Source organism: Paenibacillus sp. FSL H7-0323, assembly GCF_038002725.1.
GTDB lineage: Bacteria > Bacillota > Bacilli > Paenibacillales > Paenibacillaceae > Paenibacillus_AQ > Paenibacillus_AQ odorifer.
On the sequence record NZ_JBBODB010000001.1, the window covers coordinates 6,011,739 to 6,031,491 of the forward strand.

At 45.0% G+C, this 19,753-nt stretch carries 19 protein-coding genes; 16 read left to right on the forward strand and 3 right to left on the reverse strand.

From position 1 onward, the window contains the following. Positions 1-9 precede the first annotated feature (9 nt). Both MHH89_RS26800 and MHH89_RS26805 read right to left on the reverse strand, forming a co-directional pair. Positions 10-249 (reverse strand): NHLP leader peptide family RiPP precursor, encoded by a 240-nt coding sequence (locus tag MHH89_RS26800; protein WP_170914256.1) that lies wholly within the window; start codon positions 247-249, stop codon positions 10-12. Positions 250-343: 94 nt separating this feature from the next. Beyond that, positions 344-1,279 (reverse strand): hypothetical protein, encoded by a 936-nt coding sequence (locus MHH89_RS26805; protein ID WP_340393404.1) that lies wholly within the window; start codon positions 1,277-1,279, stop codon positions 344-346. Positions 1,280-1,380: 101 nt separating this feature from the next. Here MHH89_RS26805 and MHH89_RS26810 point away from each other — a divergent pair, with 101 nt between their 5' ends. Next, positions 1,381-1,674 carry a hypothetical protein gene (locus MHH89_RS26810; RefSeq protein WP_076137149.1) on the forward strand — a complete coding sequence of 98 codons (294 nt, stop codon included), beginning with the start codon at positions 1,381-1,383 and terminating at the stop codon, positions 1,672-1,674. A 53-nt stretch (positions 1,675-1,727) separates the two neighbouring features. On the opposite strand, the gene MHH89_RS26815 is transcribed toward MHH89_RS26810, so the two are convergent. Beyond that, complete coding sequence (locus tag MHH89_RS26815; protein WP_341088568.1) at positions 1,728-3,659, reverse strand: glycoside hydrolase family 20 zincin-like fold domain-containing protein; 1,932 nt, start codon at positions 3,657-3,659, stop codon at positions 1,728-1,730. A gap of 84 nt (positions 3,660-3,743) precedes the next feature. Here MHH89_RS26815 and MHH89_RS26820 point away from each other — a divergent pair, with 84 nt between their 5' ends. The 15 genes from MHH89_RS26820 to MHH89_RS26890 all read left to right on the forward strand — a co-directional run bounded on the left by MHH89_RS26820 (position 3,744) and on the right by MHH89_RS26890 (position 19,722). Continuing rightward, complete coding sequence (locus MHH89_RS26820; RefSeq protein ID WP_038568894.1) at positions 3,744-4,598, forward strand: helix-turn-helix transcriptional regulator; 855 nt, start codon at positions 3,744-3,746, stop codon at positions 4,596-4,598. A 317-nt stretch (positions 4,599-4,915) separates the two neighbouring features. After that, complete coding sequence (locus tag MHH89_RS26825) at positions 4,916-6,562, forward strand: sensor histidine kinase (RefSeq protein ID WP_076137153.1); 1,647 nt, start codon at positions 4,916-4,918, stop codon at positions 6,560-6,562. Between the two features lie 23 nt (positions 6,563-6,585). Further along, positions 6,586-7,221 carry a response regulator gene (locus tag MHH89_RS26830; RefSeq protein WP_036676623.1) on the forward strand — a complete coding sequence of 212 codons (636 nt, stop codon included), beginning with the start codon at positions 6,586-6,588 and terminating at the stop codon, positions 7,219-7,221. A gap of 265 nt (positions 7,222-7,486) precedes the next feature. Beyond that, on the forward strand, positions 7,487-8,224 hold the full coding sequence (locus MHH89_RS26835) for a YveK family protein (RefSeq protein WP_076129269.1): 738 nt from the start codon (positions 7,487-7,489) through the stop codon (positions 8,222-8,224). Next, positions 8,208-8,849, forward strand: coding sequence for a CpsD/CapB family tyrosine-protein kinase (locus MHH89_RS26840; protein ID WP_076129268.1), 642 nt, complete (start codon positions 8,208-8,210; stop codon positions 8,847-8,849). The genes MHH89_RS26835 and MHH89_RS26840 overlap by 17 nt, the downstream gene beginning before the upstream one ends. 149 nt (positions 8,850-8,998) lie before the next feature. Further along, the gene (gene galU, locus MHH89_RS26845; protein ID WP_042185171.1) at positions 8,999-9,889 is read left to right on the forward strand and encodes a UTP--glucose-1-phosphate uridylyltransferase GalU; all 891 of its coding nucleotides are present in this window, start codon (positions 8,999-9,001) and stop codon (positions 9,887-9,889) included. A 30-nt stretch (positions 9,890-9,919) separates the two neighbouring features. Continuing rightward, the gene (locus tag MHH89_RS26850; protein WP_076129267.1) at positions 9,920-10,612 is read left to right on the forward strand and encodes a sugar transferase; all 693 of its coding nucleotides are present in this window, start codon (positions 9,920-9,922) and stop codon (positions 10,610-10,612) included. Between the two features lie 25 nt (positions 10,613-10,637). Beyond that, positions 10,638-11,573 carry a glycosyltransferase gene (locus tag MHH89_RS26855; protein ID WP_036676610.1) on the forward strand — a complete coding sequence of 312 codons (936 nt, stop codon included), beginning with the start codon at positions 10,638-10,640 and terminating at the stop codon, positions 11,571-11,573. Between the two features lie 9 nt (positions 11,574-11,582). Continuing rightward, the gene (locus tag MHH89_RS26860) at positions 11,583-12,929 is read left to right on the forward strand and encodes an O-antigen ligase family protein (RefSeq protein ID WP_036676609.1); all 1,347 of its coding nucleotides are present in this window, start codon (positions 11,583-11,585) and stop codon (positions 12,927-12,929) included. Beyond that, a complete protein-coding gene (locus MHH89_RS26865) occupies positions 12,926-13,699 on the forward strand; it encodes a WecB/TagA/CpsF family glycosyltransferase (protein ID WP_036676606.1) in 774 nt (257 codons plus the stop codon). Before MHH89_RS26860 ends, MHH89_RS26865 begins: the two co-directional genes overlap by 4 nt. Beyond that, complete coding sequence (locus MHH89_RS26870; RefSeq protein WP_076129265.1) at positions 13,696-15,174, forward strand: O-antigen ligase family protein; 1,479 nt, start codon at positions 13,696-13,698, stop codon at positions 15,172-15,174. The genes MHH89_RS26865 and MHH89_RS26870 overlap by 4 nt, the downstream gene beginning before the upstream one ends. Next, on the forward strand, positions 15,140-16,525 hold the full coding sequence (locus tag MHH89_RS26875) for an oligosaccharide flippase family protein (RefSeq protein ID WP_076129264.1): 1,386 nt from the start codon (positions 15,140-15,142) through the stop codon (positions 16,523-16,525). Before MHH89_RS26870 ends, MHH89_RS26875 begins: the two co-directional genes overlap by 35 nt. 26 nt (positions 16,526-16,551) lie before the next feature. Further along, positions 16,552-17,409 carry a glycosyltransferase family 2 protein gene (locus MHH89_RS26880; protein WP_038568901.1) on the forward strand — a complete coding sequence of 286 codons (858 nt, stop codon included), beginning with the start codon at positions 16,552-16,554 and terminating at the stop codon, positions 17,407-17,409. Beyond that, a complete protein-coding gene (locus MHH89_RS26885; RefSeq protein ID WP_036676596.1) occupies positions 17,396-18,583 on the forward strand; it encodes a glycosyltransferase family 4 protein in 1,188 nt (395 codons plus the stop codon). The genes MHH89_RS26880 and MHH89_RS26885 overlap by 14 nt, the downstream gene beginning before the upstream one ends. Further along, positions 18,583-19,722 carry a glycosyltransferase family 4 protein gene (locus tag MHH89_RS26890; RefSeq protein WP_036676593.1) on the forward strand — a complete coding sequence of 380 codons (1,140 nt, stop codon included), beginning with the start codon at positions 18,583-18,585 and terminating at the stop codon, positions 19,720-19,722. The genes MHH89_RS26885 and MHH89_RS26890 overlap by 1 nt, the downstream gene beginning before the upstream one ends. The last annotated feature ends 31 nt before the right edge of the window (positions 19,723-19,753 follow it).

Genomic DNA, 19,753 nt, shown 5'->3' on the forward strand with positions numbered 1-19,753 from the left:
CTTGTTGTCTTACCACGAACCGCGTGGTGCTGCGGTTGCCTTCAATACATCGGAAGTAGGACTTGGTGGAATTACAAGATAGAATTCGTTGGAGCCTTCTTCAACGGCTTTCAAGGTAACGCTGTCGGGAATGATTACGCCTAGTGCTTCTTGGAGAGCCGCTTTTGGGTCTGAGAGTAGTCTTTTCTTGAAACTTGGATCTTCCCATGCCTTTTGAATGACTTGATTTCTAAGAATTGCTTCTGACATAATAATCACCCTTCCCAAATTGTATATATTTACCTTTAATAATATAACATAGCAAAACTACTAATACTATTCTTTTTATTACAAAATAATAGAATTAATGGACATTTTTTGACAACCAATGATATAATCCTCCGTTTAGCAAGAGCTGCTTGTCCGCTTCGATGGAATCAGAGATCTGCTGTAAGTTACTTACTAGCATGGAATGGAACGCAATAAGATGAGGGGCATCAAGGTCGGAAGCTGTAACTTTGTTATGTGTGTCGTGTGCTAATTGCGTATAGGTATGTAGACCATTTGCAGTGAATAGATAAAATTCGACCTCTTGCGAAGTCAGTTTAGCTGCACTGCTGTTTGGCAGATGTTTGCGAGTTAGGGAGAGAAGACAATTATAGTTGCCCGCGGATAAATCTTCTTTCCAGTCCTCATAGTCATCCAGCATTTGCAGTGTAAGCAAAACCGAATGGATAAGCTCTTCAGCTTGCGGCACTAAATCACTCTTTCCAGACATCAGAAGGGCAGCAGTGCTGGATAGCTTGAGCGGACTGGCTTTATAGGCAATTTTGACCCGATCATTAAGAAAATAGTCACTGGTATTTTCGTTGCTAACACTATCTGCCCACTCCATGATATAACGATTAAATAAGATCCAGAAAGCGGATGGCTCCGGAAATAGTATCCGGTAGATATTTAAAAATTCGACATAAAGCAAATTTGCCAAGGGCAATTTTTCGTATGCGGAGGATTCTTGGCTGTCCATCAGGTCATCCTGTATGAAGAAATACAACATAAAAAAGACGTTGCCCATCGACATCTGGCGAGTAACCTCTGCAGAGATTCCGCATCCCTTCTGCAGCCAAAAGGGTAAAAGATAACATATGTAGTTTTTGTGGCTTTCAGCGTTAAATACGTTAAAATGCTCAAGATAGGACATACCTTGTTGATTTAGAGGTTCTGGAAATTTGGAAATAATCCGTCTGCTTTCTTGGAATACCAAGCGTAGTTCATCTTCGTAGTCATTTAGCCAATCCATAACAACCCTCCTATAAAATTTTTACGAAAATGGTTCTTTTGCCCTGATTATAGCTTTCTCTTTATTCCATTACAACTAAAATTTAGGAGGTATTAGCAAATATGGAATGGTATACTTTCGGCCAAATGCTTATGGCGATTCGAATGGGTCAAAAGGCGGAAACACCGGATGGCCGCATGGTTATGCGTACCTCCACAGGACTTTTTTGGATAAACGGAATCCTGCAGGGAAAAGTGGTAGAAATCAAAGACTATCTGTTCTCTGACCTATGGCGAATCTATGAGGATGAGGAAAGCCAGCAGGAGGGAATTGGCAGGGAACAACACGAGCAACGTGAGCGGGAGATGCTTGAGAATCAATATGAAGAGCTGCGCTGGGCGAACCGAAAACGTTAGTTCAACGTTCGATTACCCAACAGCAGCTATATAGAGAATCTTAATAAGAGGGATTAGGAACTTACGGATGCGGAGAGCTCTGATTTTAATGCTTCATATTGACTACGCAGGCGTTGAAGTTTCGAGATACTTTGCTCCAAGCCGCCGAGCCGGTTGCGTTCCGTCCACAAGAGACGATATTGGTGAAGGAGTACATCAAGATCATTGATTTGCTTCGTAATCAGCGCAGGATCAAGCGAATCTGGTGCTGATGTCAACTGTAGCTTGATTCTGCCAAGCTGCACAGCATGCTTCACGAAATGGATGCCATTACTCAATTCTTTCAGCACAAGAGCAGCATCCTCGCATTGAAGATCTAGCCCCGATAGCCGCGCCTCAATGGAGAGCAGATATTCTTCGAGATGATTGAAGTGTTCCTCAGTAAGCTTCTCTATGATTAGGAAATTGTCCAGATGGGTACGCAGCAGCAGGGACATTTCTGCATCATTCGAACGGTTGATACTGGATTCAAGCTGATAGTAATTACCGAGATCCAGGAGCAGCTGGCCAATTCCCTCAGAACGATCTGCAAAAATAAATCTATTTAAATACTGTGCAGTATCTGCTTCCAGATTATGATCTACACTCCAGGATAGGGCTGCGCCGTAGGCGAAGCCGGCATAGCTGACCGGCAGATGCTGCCAGTGTCCAAAATCTCCCCAATCGGTAATGAGATAACCGATAGCGCCGTTGTTTTTGCCATGAATAGCTGCACTGCGCAGATTGGCTAACATATTGTCCGTGCGTCCTGTAATGGAGTTCCATGAGCTGGTGCCTGGGCAGACATAAAAAGGAATACCTGCTTCACGGAATTTGAGCGTATCGGACTCGAAGGGATGCTCCGCGCTATAACCCCATTCCATAGCAATAATATCCTTAGGAAGCTGAGGAATCAGTTCGGGATGCTGGATAATGATATCGCCCCAGAATTGCATCGTTTTGCCACGTTTTGTAACCAATTCATAAATTTTTTGCAGGAATGATAAATAGAGTTGACCTTTGCCTTGTGTTTCAGCCAGAACTTTGTTTTTACCAAGGCCGAGTTCATAGGTCTCATCGCAGCCTACATTAAACTGATTGGAGCTAAAGTAGGGCAGCAGATCGTCAAACATTTTGTCTAGCAGAGGTAGTACAGCAGGATCTTCGGTATCAAAAGTACCAGGGTGCATAAATAAGCCTTCTGGATAAACGTCCTGCGCATACAAATTCTTCGGAAGCATAAAGCCTTCGGGAATTTCAGCTAAAGCGTTGAATTCTGGACGAGAAAGCCAGCCCTCCATATGCCCAAAGCTATTCTGATTGGGAACAAGCTCTATATAACGTGCTTTGCAATAGGCATCCAGAAGCAGGATTTCCTCTCCGGTAATTGGGGTTTCAAGCTCCCAGACTTGAGGGAAGGATTCATAAGCGAACGGAGCACCTTCTATATATAGCTGAAGTTCATTCATCTTCAAATCAGCCATAAGGTCAATGATCCGGTACAAGGTTTCTTGCTTCGGGATTTTATTGCGGCTGATATCTATGAGCAGGCCTCTGGCTCCAAAATCAGGTTCATCGCGAATATGCAACTGAGGTATAGATTTTCCACTTTGTTCTATGATTTGTTTCAGGGTTGCTGCTGCGTAGAAAGCGCCTACAGGAGAGCTATAGGAGACAACGATACCCTTCTGTTCGACAACAATCTCATAGGCCTGTGCAGATAATAATGGCATATAGTTAAAGTTACAGACAGATACAACGGTTGGACGTAAGCCAATGGATAAAGTCAGCTGCAGATTCAATGCTTGTGCAATCACTTCCTGTAGTTTTCGTGCAGCTGGCATGGCAGATTGTTCTTCCATATTAGGAAGCACGATGCTTCCGCTTGTTGGGAAATGGAAGGAGCCTTGTGACAATGTGATTTCACGCGGATTAGGGAAAAGCAGTAGTGTAGAATGATTAAGCATAGCGTGGACACCTCTTATTCATGTAGAATATGATCATCTTCACAATAACCTTATCACTACTAAACAAGGGGAGGAATGCCTATAATGTCCAAGCACATGGATTATATGATCAGTCCATATCCAATAAGAATTATTGATCCCAAGGTTGAATCCTCCAAGCTGAAGCTCAAGAATATAAGGGTGGGACAGGCAGGACATCTGCCAGGAAGAACGTTATTCCGTTCAGGTGTAGTTTTTGAGCACTGGGCCATTGTTTACATAGTGTCAGGTAGTGGCTCCTACATGGAGATTGGGGGAAAAGAGCAGCAGGTGCGTGAAGGCAGCTTATACTTTTTCCGCCCAGGTTACAGTTATAACTTTGGTCCACCACCGGGAGGCAGCTGGGATGAGTATTATATTAACTTTAATGGCACGCGTGTATCGGAATGGCTGGAATCGGGCCTCATAGCCGGGGGAAATGTTTTTCAAGCCCAATCTATAGTAGGTCTTACTACCTTATTTGAAGAAGTGCTGGAACGGATGGAGAGCGGAGAACCTGTAGATGCGGATCGGGCAGCATTATTGCTCGAAAGAATGCTGCTGGAGTGTTCTTTTATAATAGAAGAAAAAAGTTGGAATTCTCAGGCTGATTATATGCGTCAGATTCGGGAAGACCTGAACTTATGCATTTATGGTGAAATGGACCTAGAACAAATAGCGGCAAAACATCATGTTTCGATGTCTACGCTTCGTCGTCTTGTTCGGCGCAGCAGTGGATACCCGCTTCATGAATATATTCACCGTCTAAAAATGGCAGAAGCCAAAAAGTTGCTTTTCAACACCTCATTACAAATTAAGGAAATTTCTAGTATGCTTCATTATAATGATCCGTTCTATTTTTCTCGTTTATTTAAAAAATATATGGGGATCGCACCCCAGCTTTGCCGGAATAACATTTAAATCGACATCATCCTACTAGAGTCCCAACAGCAATTGTTATAATTTGTATAATTGTTGTCGTTTTATAAGATATGTTGAAAATTATGGATTAATATTACATAAATACGTTAGTTCTTATTAACTATAGTGGATAAAATTCCAAATTTTAGTGATAAAACCTACTAAAAAAATAATAAATTTTTTGTAACTATTTTTCAAATGGAAGCGCAAACATGGGAAATGTCAACTTGTTATTGTGATTTTTCTCATGTATGATGCTTTTATCGAGCACAGTACAATCTTACATTTTCCAAAAAACTGGAGAATAGGGTGGTGGGATGAAAATCAAACCAACTGCAGAAGACAAACTGATTGCGTATTACAGGTATTTTTCATTGTCCCTCACATCACTCATGTATCTTCTAGATCAGACGGGACCTTCCATAATTTATAAATCACTTATTATTGCTATACTTGTTATGTTTGCACAAACGTTCTCATTTTGTTATCGAAGGCTACGCAGCAGGCCGAAGACTCTCGTCCTGGCTGTTAGTATAGAGATGGTGGGAATTATCGCATTGACCTTGTTTACGGGTGGGTACGAAAGCTCTTTTAGGCTTTATGTGCTAAATCCTGTATTGATTGCTGCAGGCTCATTGTCCATTTATTTTGGATGGTCGTTGCTCTTAAGCTACATCAGTATTTTTGCGGTGCTCTGTTATTTTTTTATCAATTCTGCGAACAGAAATTTTCTGGAAATTGTATTTATAAATGGCAATCTGTTTCTAACACTGGTACTTACGGTTATAATAATGCAGATCGTTAATCGGATGAAGCGGCAACGTGAAGAATCGAATGCTCGCACGAAAGAGACGATGGAGCATATCAAATCCCTGTACCATATCGTGGAAACCTCAAGCCAACATGATTTCATGAATATCGGTCAAGTGATCACCGATTATGTTGTTAAGCTAACGAAGCTGGATAAGGCTTTGTTTTGGTTCGCAAAGAAAAGCGGAGAACCAGCTCCGCAGAGCAGGCAGACCGGCTGGCAGCAGGAAGAGGAACAGTTCCTATTCTCAGAACTGGGAAAACATGAGCATGAATGGAGATTGCAGCGAGAGCCTATTTTTAGAAATCTGCCGGGATTAGGAGATTTCCTGCTGATGCCTGTACGGATGAGCACCCGTTTTGTAGGGATGATTGGACTCAAGCTGGAGTCTACAGAGGGGCTGGAAGGCCGCAGATGGTATATTCAACAATTGATATTCTTATCTGAGCTAAGTGCGAATATTCTTGAAAGACATGAGCTTGGTGTGATCGAGAACCGGTTGATCATCACGAACGAACAGAACCGGATTGCGGATGAAATGCACGACAGTGTATCGCAGAGCCTTTTTGGTATTGTGTATGCGACGCATTCGCTGAAGGAATCGTGGAAGAGAATGTCAGATCATGAGCTAGAAGAACAAATTGAGCTTATTCATGATTCTGCTACAAAGGTTGCTAAAGAACTGCGGATCACGATCTACAGTCTTAGCTCCAAGAAGAGTGGCGGTCCTACTTGGTTGGGCATGGTAAGATCACATTTGAAGAGCTTATCCAGGTTAAATGATGTTGATATTGATTTAAAAATAACGGGCGATGATTTCAGTCTCCCTTATCCTTACCACAAAGCGCTTTTTCGGATTATCTCCGAAGCCACTGGTAATGCCATCAGGCATGGTGCTGCCAGTCGAGTGGATGTAGAACTGTCTCTGAAGCCGACTTGGATTCGATTATTGATTTGTGATAATGGTGTTGGTTTTGATACTGATTTGTTATGGATTGAATCTGAAGATAGTGTAAGCGGACTTGGCATGAAGAATATGCAATATTTGACCCAGTCGCTCGGCGGCGACTTTCAGTTGTCCAGTAATGAGAGCACAGGAACAAGAATTATGATTTCGATTCCTGTCGGTGTAGCTGAATTAAAGAATGCATAAACTTTAGGCGGGAGGTCGTTTCTGTGAAAATCGTCATTGTAGATGATCATCCTTTAGTTAGAAGAGGACTGGCATCTGTCATTTCAATGCAGCCGAATGTGCAGTTTGCAGGTGAGGCAACGAATGGCCAAGAAGCGCTTCTTGTGATTGAGGAGACGCAGCCTGATCTCGTATTGATTGATCTTAAGCTAGCAGATGAATCGGGATTGGATGTCATTAAGACAGCACGTGCTCGTGGTATCGTTAGTAAGTTCATTTTGTTGACGTCATCTGCGAGCAGAGAGGATTTCCTGAAGGCTGAAGAAGTACTGGTAGATGGATATGTACTGAAAGAGGCGTTGCCTGAGGAGTTACTATTTGCTATCCAATTGGTGCACAAGGGAAGAAAGTATTACGATCCTGGTCTGATGGAAGATAAAATGCGCATGAGTGGAAGCAGCCCAACGGATGAATTGACACCCAAAGAAAAGGAAGTCCTGATCGAGCTGGGGCAGGGCGCATGCAACAGAGAAATTGCTTCACGTCTTTTCATTAGCGAATTTACGGTGAAAAAGCATGTCAGTCAGATTTTAGCTAAATTACAGGTGGCTGATCGTACACAGGCAGCGCTTTATGCAAATGCTGTCGGATTAACCAAATATGAAATGTCATACGAGTGAAAATTGAAATAATTCGTAAGCATTGTACATGAACACGGACAGGTTGTCCGTGTTTTTTTGTGCGTTAAAACTTAAATTAGCCCTATATATGGCACTAAAGTATACCTAATCCCCCTCTTAAGAGGTATAACGTCTTACTCCAAAGTGAAGAGGAAAGTGATGGTATGAGCCATGTGGCGAATGGTGTGGATTGATAGAATTAAAGCAACAACTGAAACTTTCATGAATGCTTTCAGAATGTAATTTTAGCGGAAGGAGGGTTACTGTGGAAAAGACGATTCTGGATTACATTAACCTGATTAAAAAAAGGTTTTGGCTCATCATGGTGTTCGTTTTGATCTCCTGTGCTACGACTTACTATGTTAGCAAAAACTTCGTTGAACCCGTCTATTCCGCTTCCGGACAGCTGCTTGTCAACAACATTGCCAAAGCTCCCGAGAGCAACAATCTTAACGATTTGAGCTTTAGCCTGAATTTAATTGAGAGTTACAAGGAAATTATGAAGTCACCAACCATCATGAAAAGCGTAATAGAAAATCACCCGGAGTTTGGTCTCACGGCCGATGAACTAAGTCAGAAGCTTGAGATTAAAACTTCAGAGAAGAGTCAGGTGATCAACCTCAATGTTCAGGATGAAAGCTACACCAAAGCTGCCGGGATCGTAAATGCGGTATCGCAGACATTCATTCGTGAATTGCCGTCGCTGATGAGGGTAGACAATGTTACCTTGCTGACACCGGCCGATCCGACTGATGTTCCAGGGCCCTCGAACGGCGGGTTTGCGATGAATCTCATCATTAGCTTTGTTGTATCCCTTATGGCTGCCTTAGGAATTATTTTGCTGATGGAAACACTTAACGGCACATTAAGGTCTGAAAAGGAAGCGGAATATGACCTTGGTCTACCGGTAATTGCTTCGATCGCAACCATTCGCAAACGTGATTTGGGCAAGGCGGCAGGCGACACCAGAGTGAAGGAGGGTGCTTATGTTGCGGCTAAATAAGAGTCTGGTTACAGACGTTAATCCATCCTCGCATATCTCCGAATCGTTCCGATCACTGCGCACATATATACGTCAGCTTGAACTAGCGCAGGGCGGCGGAGGAAAAGTGCTGCTCTTTACATCAGCAGAAGCTGGGGCAGGCAAGACGACAATCTTGTCGAATCTCGCGGTTTCTTTCGTCCAGGACGGCAAGAAGGTAGCGGTGGTTGACTGCAATCTGAGACATCCCGGTCTTCATACCGTGTTTGAAGTAGAGGGGAGTGACGGGCTTGCGGCTTATTTAAGTGGGCAAGAGGAAGCAGATAACATCGCAGTCCTCGGAAACTTAGCCAATCTTTCAGTCATCCCGGCAGGAAAAACTCATGTTAGTCCGCCGGATTTGCTGGGGAACCCCAAAATGACCGCTTTGCTTGAGGAACTAAAAGAAAACTACGATCTGATCCTGCTGGATTCTCCTTCGGCAGTCGATTTCAGTGATGCTCGTATATTGGCACCTCAAGCGGACGGCGTGATTCTGGTGGCCAGATACGGAAAGTCCAAACGGGAATCGATTCGCAAAGCGAAGACGCTGCTTGAACAGACCGGCTCTAATCTAATCGGAATTGCCATGAACCAGGCGAAGTAACTGTTTATGATTTCGAAGTAAGTTTTGCTCGAAGTCAAATCATTGAAGCTAATGCTCACAAAACTTAAGTTTATGCTTTCGAAGTGAGTTTTGTACGAAGTCAAATCATTGAAGCTAATGCTCACAAAACTTTTAGGAGGTAAAGTGCGATGAAAAAGGTAAAAAAAGTAATCATACCCGCGGCAGGACTAGGTACGCGCTTTCTTCCTGCAACGAAAGCCATGCCTAAAGAAATGCTTCCGATTATCAATAAACCAACCATTCAATACATTGTTGAGGAGGCTATTGCTTCCGGTATTGAAGATATCATCATTGTTACTGGTAAAGGTAAAAGAGCCATTGAGGATCATTTTGACAATGCGTTTGAGCTCGAGTCTAGGCTTCTGGAAGATGGAAAGCTGGATCTGCTTAAAGAGGTTCAACGTTCAGCTAAGGTAGAAATTCACTATATCCGCCAGAAAGAACCGAAGGGTCTGGGGCATGCCGTATGGTGTGCAAGACGGTTTATCGGAGATGAGCCATTTGGTGTCATGTTAGGCGATGATATCGTCACAGGAGCCGTACCTTGCCTTAAGCAGCTGATCGATCAATATGAAGAAACACAAAACTCGGTTATCGGAGTTCAAGAGATTCCTGATGAATTCACGAATCGTTACGGTATTATTGAACCGGATTTGCAGGACGGTAAATTGTATCGGGTTAACAATTTTGTAGAGAAGCCGCCACTAGGTACGGCACCTTCCAATCTTGCGATCATGGGCCGGTATGTGTTTACGCCGAAGATCTTTAAGTATCTCGATTTGATGGAAGAAGGCGCTGGCGGAGAGATCCAGTTGACAGATGCCATTCAGAAGCTGAATCAGAGCGAACGGGTATATGCCTATAATTTTGACGGAACAAGATATGATGTCGGCGAGCGGCTTGGATATATTTTGACAACACTTGAATTTGCACTGCAAAGCGAAGATTTGCGCTATCCGGTGATGGATGCAATGGCGGAATGGCTGAATAAAATGGGACAAACCAGCTTGAGTAGTTAAGTTGAGTTCGCAAAATTTTAGATGAGGAGGATGAGCATGCAAAAACTGCCGGAAGACTACGAGGCGGTCCTGCCGAAACTTTACATGCTGCATACCGATGAGAGAAGGAAAGAAGCAGAGTCCTATTTGATAATGAAACGGATGATCGATATCTTTTTTTCCGCTCTTGGTCTTCTCGTGTTAATGCCATTATTTGTTGTCGTGGCGATTCTGATCAAGCTGGAGGATCCGAAAGGAAAGGTGTTCTTTCGGCAAAACCGGGTTGGGAAGAATGAAAAGCAATTCCCGATGTATAAGTTCAGATCCATGGTCAGTAACGCTGAGGAGTTAAAAGAAAACCTGATGGCCTATAACGAAGTGAGCGGTGCCATGTTCAAGATTAAGAACGATCCGCGGATCACACAAATAGGGAGATTCCTGCGCAAGACGAGCATCGATGAGCTACCTCAGCTGTGGAATGTGCTGATAGGTCAAATGAGTCTGGTCGGTCCTCGTCCTCCGCTGCCAGAAGAGGTGGCTCAGTATACGGATTATGACAAACAGCGTTTGACGGTTACTCCAGGTTGTACCGGATATTGGCAAGTAAATGCCCGAAACAGTGTCGGCTTCGACGAAATGGTACAGCTGGACTTAACCTACATCCATATTCGGAGCACCATGCTGGATCTAAAAATCATTGCTAAAACCGGACTGATGTTACTCGGTTCAAAAGATGCTTATTAATAATGTGGAAATTAGGTGAATGCCGATGCGTGAATACGGAGACGTTCCTAAGCTTTCCATTATCATCTGTACCTACAACAGAGCACCTTTATTGATCAAGACGCTTCAGTCACTTTTAAAGCTGGATCACTTAGAGCAGGCGGAGATCATTGTTGTGGATAATTGTTCCAAGGATGATACTGAAGCTTGCGTCAAAAAGTTTATAGGAAAGCATGGAGCTGATGTGGATATCCGCTACATGATGGAGCCGATGCAGGGGCTTTCAGCGGCTAGAAATACAGGAATTCTGGCTTCCAAATCGCCGCTGATTGCCTTTCTCGATGATGATGCGATACCTTGCCAGCGTTGGATAACAACGATTGTCAGTACTTTCGAGAGTAAACCGGAGGTCATGGCTATGGGAGGCAAAATCGCTCCGATATTTGAAAGTAAACGTCCGGACTGGTTGATTAAACCCTTTGAGCTTCCGTACACGATTGTTGATTTAGGTAGCCGGATTAAGGAATATCCCAAGCAACTTCATCCTTGTGGGGCCAATATGGCGATGCGGAAGCTCGTATTCGACATCAGTCTTTTTCCCCTAGATCTCGGAAGAAAGGGTGATTCTCTGCTCTCTGGTGAAGAGACCTGGTTATTCGGACAGATTCAAAAAGAAGGGCATTCCATCCTCTACCATCCGGAAATGGCGGTTGACCATTTCGTGCCGGCGGCCCGTTTGACGGAAGACTGGATTATGAGGCGCTATTATAGCCAAGGCATCTCTAACGCTATGAAAAGCGAAGGACTAAAAGGCAAGCTGCTTCTAGTGGGAAAGACAGCCGCTAAGCTCGTGTATATCCTGGCTGATTCTATCCTCTCAAGAAGTAAAGGAAGAAGGCTTTTGAATAAATGCAGGCTGGAGAGTATTCGTGGAACGCTTCATATGATTCTCAATCGGGAGAGGCATTCCGCAGCGGGGTGAGGGATTAACATGACAAATTTTGAGTGGGGCTCCAAATTAAATGTTTTGCCATACGGGATGCTCTATCTCATGTCGGCCCTGTTCTTTGGAACGGCGGTCATCTACCAGCCGATGATTGCGATAGCTGCCGTGCTTCTGATTATTTTGCTGGGAATCTCGATTTCACGGCCTGAACTGATCAGTTATTTCGTTCTAATCACGACGGCAATATCGATTAACTTTTTATATGATGGCAGCATGTTCGGAATGGAGATACTGTCCCTTTATAAATTGGTTATCGTGATGCTGCTTGTTCCTTGTATTCTGGTCAATGGCTTGCGGTTTCGTCTGAGTCACCCCTTGTGGGCAATGGTAGCGCTGCTGGTGATTACCTTTGGGTCTTCGATCTGGCTGCCGGAAATGACCTCATCCATTGCAGTTAAAGCTTTTATCGGTCTATCCATTCCATTCGTATTTTTATTAATCAACTGGAAAAAGAATGTAGCCGAGCTGCAAATCAAAATTATCTGTATGCTTCCCCTTGTTAGTGTAGTGGTTGGTTTGTTGCTGCAGCTTGCGCATGTTCATAATTTTCTCAACATCGAGTATACAGGCGCTGTACGGATTCAGGGGGCTAATATTCCTGCGCATTTAGCGATGCTGGCCTTTATGGGAGTAGCGATTCCATTTATAGAGGTGAAGCGGAATCCGCAGCAAGCACGCTTTTTCTATATCATGTTAGTTCTAAATTTCTTTATCTTGATTGGAACAGGAACAAGAGGGCCTATATTGGCACTTGGACTTACCGTTCTCTATTACTTCTATGATATTCTCCGCCAATATTTGAAGGGCAGAACCTATCTGCTAATTCCGTTGATGGGTGCATTTTTCCTGATTATGGTCGCCGTTTTCTGGCAGCTCGATAATTTTGAGAAACGTTCCTTTGAGAGACAGACAGATACGGCTGTTGATTTATCAGGAAGGTCAGAGGCATGGGAGTATTTCTTAAACAAGGCTGCGGACTCTCCTTGGTCTGGTAGAGGGCTTGGAGCAGTGACGGTAGCAAATGATGGAACATTGTATAAGGGTTTTGTAGTTCCGCACAACGAGTATATCCGCTTTTACTTCGATGGGGGATATATTGGCGCTATTCTGTTGATGTTCTCTTTATTGGCTGTATTTATTCTGGTGTACAGAGCATTGGCTCCGCCGATCAAACCTTATTATCTGTTATTTATTGCAGCGTTTTTAATCTACTCATTCTCCGATAACACGCTGTCGACGGTCCAATTTATTATTCCGTTCTGTTGGTACCTGAACTGCCTGTATCGATCTTCACAGCCAACCGATTCCCCACAAAAAGAAGTGATACGATGAGTCAAGTGAATATGTTCGATGTCAATTTTGATAACTATGATTTCATGGATTTGCTTGATTACATTGATAAAACCATTCAGGAGAGGAATCAGTCTTATATCCTCACTTGCAATGTAGATCATGTGATCAAGCTTCGTAAGGATAAAGAATTTCAAACGGTATATTCGAAGGCAGGCGCAGTTGTTGCTGACGGAATGCCACTGATCTGGGCATCCAAAATGCTAGGCAAGCCGCTTAAGCAGAAGGTATCCGGCGCGGATCTATTTAATCGATTGGGCAACGCCTTTGAGCAAAGGAAGTACCGGCTGTTCTTCTTAGGCTCAGCTGAAGGCGTGGCGGAACGGGCAGCGATGAATTTGAAAACAGCACATCCCGGAATAAATGTGGTTGGCTGTTATTCTCCATCCTATGGATTCGAGCACAATGAGGAGGAGAATGAACGCATTATAGAAATGCTGACAGAGTGCCAGCCAGATATCGTGTTTGTTGGTGTAGGAGCACCTAAGCAGGAAAAGTGGATTTACCGCCACTATACCTCTTATCAAGCTCCGATATCGATCGGAGTGGGAGCGACCTTTGATTTTCTGTCAGGCTCAGTGAAACGAGCGCCTAGCTTCATGCAAAAAACAGGGTTCGAATGGTTCTGGCGGCTTAGCCAGGAGCCGGGCCGGCTCTGGAAAAGATATCTTGTGGACGATGCACAATTTCTACTTTTATTACTTAAGGAACTGCGTAAGCGGGATAAGGTGAAGGAAGGAGGCTTGGAATGAGTGTATTTACGCCCCCATCACTTAGGTTCATCAAGACAGTTGGATTAATAGGGGGGACTGCTGCTGTAGGTGTCTCTCTTCCGCTGATCATCGGCTTCTCCAGTGCGATGCTGAGTTCATCGAACAGTCTGCAGGGAGCCATTCTCTCAGCCATCCTATTCCCAGCTTTCTTGTTAGCCATACTTAGACCGAAAATGCTGGTTGCTTATACCTTGCTAATCTGGGCCGTAGCTCCAGAGCTGCGCCGCATTGCTGACTGGTCAGAAGGAGTGTATCACTCTGTATCCTTGCTGAGCTTAGCTCCCTTGTTAACCGGTGTAACCTTGATCATTCCGCTGCTGAAGGAGATTCATAATATTCAAAAAGCCTCCACGCGGATCATGTTAATGTTCGCAGTTGCGCTGGGTTATGGTGCTTTAATCGGTTTGGCTAAGAATGGCATGGGCTCAGTTTATGACTTAGCGAATTATATTGTGCCACTGCTGTTATTGCCGTACTTTGCCGTCACGAAGTTCAAGCCGAAGGATATCGATCGACTGCTTACCGCTTTTGCCAATATTGCAGTCCTAGTTGCCATTTACGGGATTGTTCAGTATTTGACGGTGCCACCTTGGGATGTGTTCTGGATGAAACATGCGGATATGATGTCCATCGGAAATCCATATCCATTGGAAATCCGAGTGTTCTCTACGCTGAATTCGCCCGGACCGGCTGCAACCTTCTTAGCGTTTGCTTTAGTTCCGATGATACTGGAGAAAAAATGGCGGGGAACATTGCGCTGGATCGGCGTTCTGCTAGTTGTAATCTGCCTGCTGACTACTTTGGTACGTGCGGCATGGCTGATACTCCTGGTGATGCTGCTCATGTATATTGGAACCTCTCCTTCTAAGGGAAAGTGGAAAACCTTGATCCAATTAGTTTTTGTGGCTGCTGCGTTGTTCTGGGTTGTGCCGAAGTTGCCTGGTGCCGAAGGACTGGTTGCTCGGGTAGAGACACTTTCTTCTGTTCAAGAAGATCACTCTTATAATGAACGGCTAAGCTTATGGCAAAACATGCTGCCGATGGTTGCCGCCAATCCAGTAGGTCAGGGAATTGGTAGTGTAGGCCAAGGGACTAAGCTTGGTAATGACGGCGAGCTTGGAGAGTACGGAATTATGGATAACGGAGTTATCGCTTTACTGCTTACCTTTGGTGTTCTGGGTGCTGTTTTCTTCTTCGGAGCTTTAGGCGCAGTTGTCAAACAGATATTCGCTAGAGTAATCAGCAGGGACCAATTGCAGCCCTACGCCCGACTTGCGTTAGCTACTTGGACCGGTGCGATTGTCAGTCTAGTTTCAGATAATGGGTTTCCCGGACTCAAGGGATACTTAATCTGGATGCTGATCGGTCTTGGCCTCAGCGCAAGGGAGATTACTCAAAGTAGAAGGAAGGGAACACCGTATGCAGCAGTTGAATGCAAAATCTCTCCCCGCTAGAACAATCTGGTCATCTTTTAGACTGTTCGCCAAGAGCAAGGACAACAGCTCGGCAGCCGTAAAAACTATGTTTGTCAGTGTCATGATCCTATTGATTAACATGTTAACTGGTGTACTGACCGCACGTTATCTTGGACCGACAGGTCGTGGGGAACAGACGGCAATGATTAACTGGTCACAGTTTCTGGCGTTTAGCATGAGCTTTGGCATTCCTTCAGCTCTCATCTATAACGCTAAGAAAAATCCGGAGGATGCCGGAGTGCTTTATCGTATGGCATTGCTGCTCGGTACCATTTTTGGAGTCATAGCGATGATTATAGGTATCGTGGTCTTGCCTTATTGGCTGAAATCCTTCAGTCCGGAGGTCGTGACCTTTGCTCAGTGGTCTATGATTCTGTGTCCGATTATAGTGATCTCTCAAATTAACAATGCAGCTTTTCAATTCAGAGGCGAATACAAGAGGTTTAATTGGATTCGCTATCTAGTGCCGTTGCTTACACTGACGATGATCGGGATATTGATCGCGCTGGATCAGATGAATCCATTTACAACTGCAGTTGCCTATCTTCTTCCGGGAGCGCCGCTGTTTATCGGAATGACGATTTCCTTGCTTCGTACCTATAAGGTGAAGATGAGAGGGGCCTATCAGAATTTAAAAAGATTGTTTACTTACGGGCTTGGTTCCTACGGCAATGACTTGCTTGGCAATTTCTCTACCTATATCGATCAGATCGTAATTGCCGGTTTGTTAAGACCTGCTGATTTGGGGCTGTATGTAGTGGCTGTGAGTCTATCACGAATGGTTAATTTTTTCTCAAGCTCAATTACGATCGTGTTGTTTCCTAAGGCTTCTGAGCTGTCCAAAGAACAGGCAGTTGAGTTAACATTCAAAGCCTTCCGAATAAGTACGACCTTCACCATGCTTGGCGGAGTATTCCTGATGCTCTTAGCCCCTTTAGTAATTCCGTTGATGTACGGCAAAGACTTCAATGCGGCATTAACCGTGTTTCGCTTATTGCTCCTTGAAGTGACCATTAGCGGAGGGACGATCATTCTGGCGCAGGCATTTATGGCGTTAGGCAAGCCAAAAGTGGTTTCGATGCTTCAAGGTTTCGGCTTACTTTTGGTTATCCCAATGTTGTTCCTGCTCATCCCTAAATTTGGCTTACTCGGAGCAGGGATAGCGATGTTGTCATCAGCAATCCTGCGATTTTTCTTCATTGTTCTCAATATAAAGTACACCTTAAAAGTTAAACTTCCGCGGCTGCTCATTACCCGGGAGGACATTCAGTGGATGAAGACGACGATGAATTCTTACATTCGCAAGAAACCTATGGATATGAATGGATAATGCGAAAGATAAAGGAGGAAACCTTCATGGATTCAGTAAAAAGCGTGGTAGGCGGCCAAGGCAATTATCCAATATCGGCTGTCATCATCGCTCAGGATGACGAAGTTCGAATATCTAAGGCCATACAATCCTGCAGGTTATTCGCCGACGAGGTGGTTGTGATTGACGGAGGCAGCAAAGACGGGACAGTACAGCTTTCTGAAAGCTTGAATTGTCGTGTATACGTCAACCCTTGGCCCGGATATGCGAAACAGAGGGAGTTCGGAGTAGAACGCGCGGTTCATGATTGGGTCTTCCTTATTGATACTGACGAAGTGGTCAGCGACGAGTTGGCCGCGAGTATTCTTGAACTGAAACCGGGGCTTATGGATCAATCGGTTGCCTATTCTATCTACCGGATCGGTGATTTTATGGGCAGATGGCTGGATCGTGGCGAATATCTAGTGCGCCTTTACAACCGCAAAGCGTATGGCATTCGAAATAGCTTGGTGCACGAGATGCCCGAGGTCTCTGAAGAGCGAACCATACGTTTGACAGGAACCCTCTGGCATTATGGTTACCGCAGTATTAACGATCATGTGGCACGTTTCAATAAGTACACTGACTTGGAAGCTGAAAGTGCGTATGCCAAGGGCAAACGATTTCGGGTCAGTCATCTGCTGTTAAGACCACCAGCCCGTTTCCTGCAAAAGTATTTCTTACACGGGTTGTTCAAGAAGGGAATGTCAGGTTTCGGAGTATCCGTATTCTGGGTCATGTATGAATTCATGGTCGGCTTCAAGCATTACGAATTAATTAGATCGGGAAAGCTGACTCAGCACAATGCGAAGACGAGTCAGACCGAGAAGGAGAATAAAGGAGAGAGAAGCTATGCCGTACAGTGACGGATTGAACATTATGACGACAGGCCTTAGCTGGCCGTCGCTACAGCCGGGTGGGCTTAACACGTATTTCAAATCCGTTTGCGAGCAACTCTCCTCACGTAATCGGGTGCATGCGCTGATTTGCAGTCAAGAGACGCCTGCTACCCCTGAGGAATTGATTATTCACAATGCCGGAGATCCAAAAGATGGGATCTGGAAACGTAAGGATGCTTTCCAGCGTAAGGCGGCCGATCTGATGGGAGAGGGCAGTGGCCGTATAGATATTTTATACACTCACTTTGCTCCTTATGGTATTGGTCCAGCCCTGGAAGCAAAGAAACGTGGGATTCCTGTAGTGATGACTTTTCATGGCCCATGGAATGAAGAAATGAAAATCGAAGGCCAAGGCATTAAGCACCGGGTCAAAACAACCATCGCCAAATCCATTGAACATAGAGCCTATAAGCTTGCGGATAAGTTCATCGTGCTTAGTGAGACGTTCCGCGATATTCTCCATAAGCTGCACGGAGTGCCACTACACAAAATTATTGTGATTCCAGGCGCAGCTAATGTGGAACGTTTTATCCCCGCTACGAATCGATTGGCGATTCGCCGAACCTTGAATTTACCTGAGGGAGCAACAACCGTGCTGACTGTCCGGCGGTTGGTCAATCGGATGGGACTACTCCAGCTGCTTGAAGCCTGGAAGCAAGTTGCGGAGCGATTCCCGAATGCAATTCTGCTGATTGGTGGTAAAGGGCCGTTGCGGGGGGAACTGGAAGAAAAGATCGCCGACTATGGCTTAAGCAACAAGGTAAGGCTGCTAGGCTACATTCCTGATCATGAACTGGCCTCTTATTATCAGGCAGCGGACATGTTCGTGGTTCCCTCACAGGCATTGGAGGGCTTTGGTTTGATTACCGTTGAAGCCTTATCTTCAGGATTGCCAGTGATGGCTACACCGATTGGCGGCAATAAGGAAATTTTGCAAGGCTTCCGGCCGGAGCTGCTATTTAAGAGTTCAAGTAGCGACCACATGGCTGAAGGCATGATCCATATGCTTAGCAATCGAAAGCTGCTTCCGAGCCGGGATGAATGTAGGGAGCATGTACTGGAGAGATACACCTGGGAGCATGTTACGGATCAAGTAGAATCCGTGTTCCTACAAGCCTTAGGAGAGGAGGTGACCACGTAATGCTTAGAGTGGCCTATATAGATCACACTGCTAAATGGAGTGGTGGAGAAGTTGCCCTGTTTAACATCCTTACCCATATTGGAGAACAGATCGATCCCCTGGTAATCCTGGCTGAGGATGGTGCCCTGGCTGAACGGCTACGTGAAAAAGGAATGGATGTCCGTATTATTCCGCTGGATGAGAGCATCAGAAGTCGTGGTAGAAATGCAGTCAACTTGGGAGCACCTGCTGCAGCCTTCAAGCTGTTGGCTTATGGCCGCAAGCTTGCGCCGCTTTTAAAAGCGGAGAAGGTAGATTGTGTGCACACCAATTCCCTGAAATCTGCATTATACGGAGCCATCGCTGCAAAAATAGCGGGCGTTCCATTGATCTGGCACATCCGGGATCATATTGGAGCTCCTTATTTAAAGCCTATCGTTGCCAAAGGCATTCGTTTGCTGTCGCGTCTGCTGCCCAATGGAGTCATCGCAAATTCACATTCTACGCTGAATGCTTTGGAGCTGCCGCGTTCCAAAAAAACGCTGGTCGTATACTCCGCTTTCGCTAAAGCGATTGGTAATGGGATCGGTATGCGGGACCAGAAGGATTTTAACGTACTGCTAGTTGGTCGATTGGCGCATTGGAAAGGTCAGCATATTGTGCTGGAAGCCGCAAAAAGCTTTAAGAATGAACCTCGTGTGAAATTCTGGCTGGCCGGAGACGCTCTGTTTGGAGAAGAGGCCTATAAGCAGGAATTGCTGCAAAAGATAAAAAACGACGAGCTTACTAATGTAAGCATGCTAGGGCATGTGGATGATATCCAAGGCCTTATGAATACTGCTGATTTACTGATTCACACTTCGGTAACTCCTGAGCCTTTTGGCCAAGTTATCGTTGAAGGAATGGCAGCGGGATTGCCGGTGATCGCCTCCAATGAAGGCGGGCCGGTAGAAATTGTAGTTCAAGGTGAGACAGGGCTACTGATAGAGCCTGGTGACGCGGCGATACTGGCAGACTCCATTAAATGGATGCTGGATCACCCAGAGGAAAGACGGCGGATGGCGGACAATGGGATGAAACGAGTGAAAGAGCATTTTGTTATCGAGAATACGGTCAAGGACATCGTTGACTACTATAAAGGTTTGTTGGCGGGCACCTGACAGATGAGATGACGCGGTAATTCTGAAGATG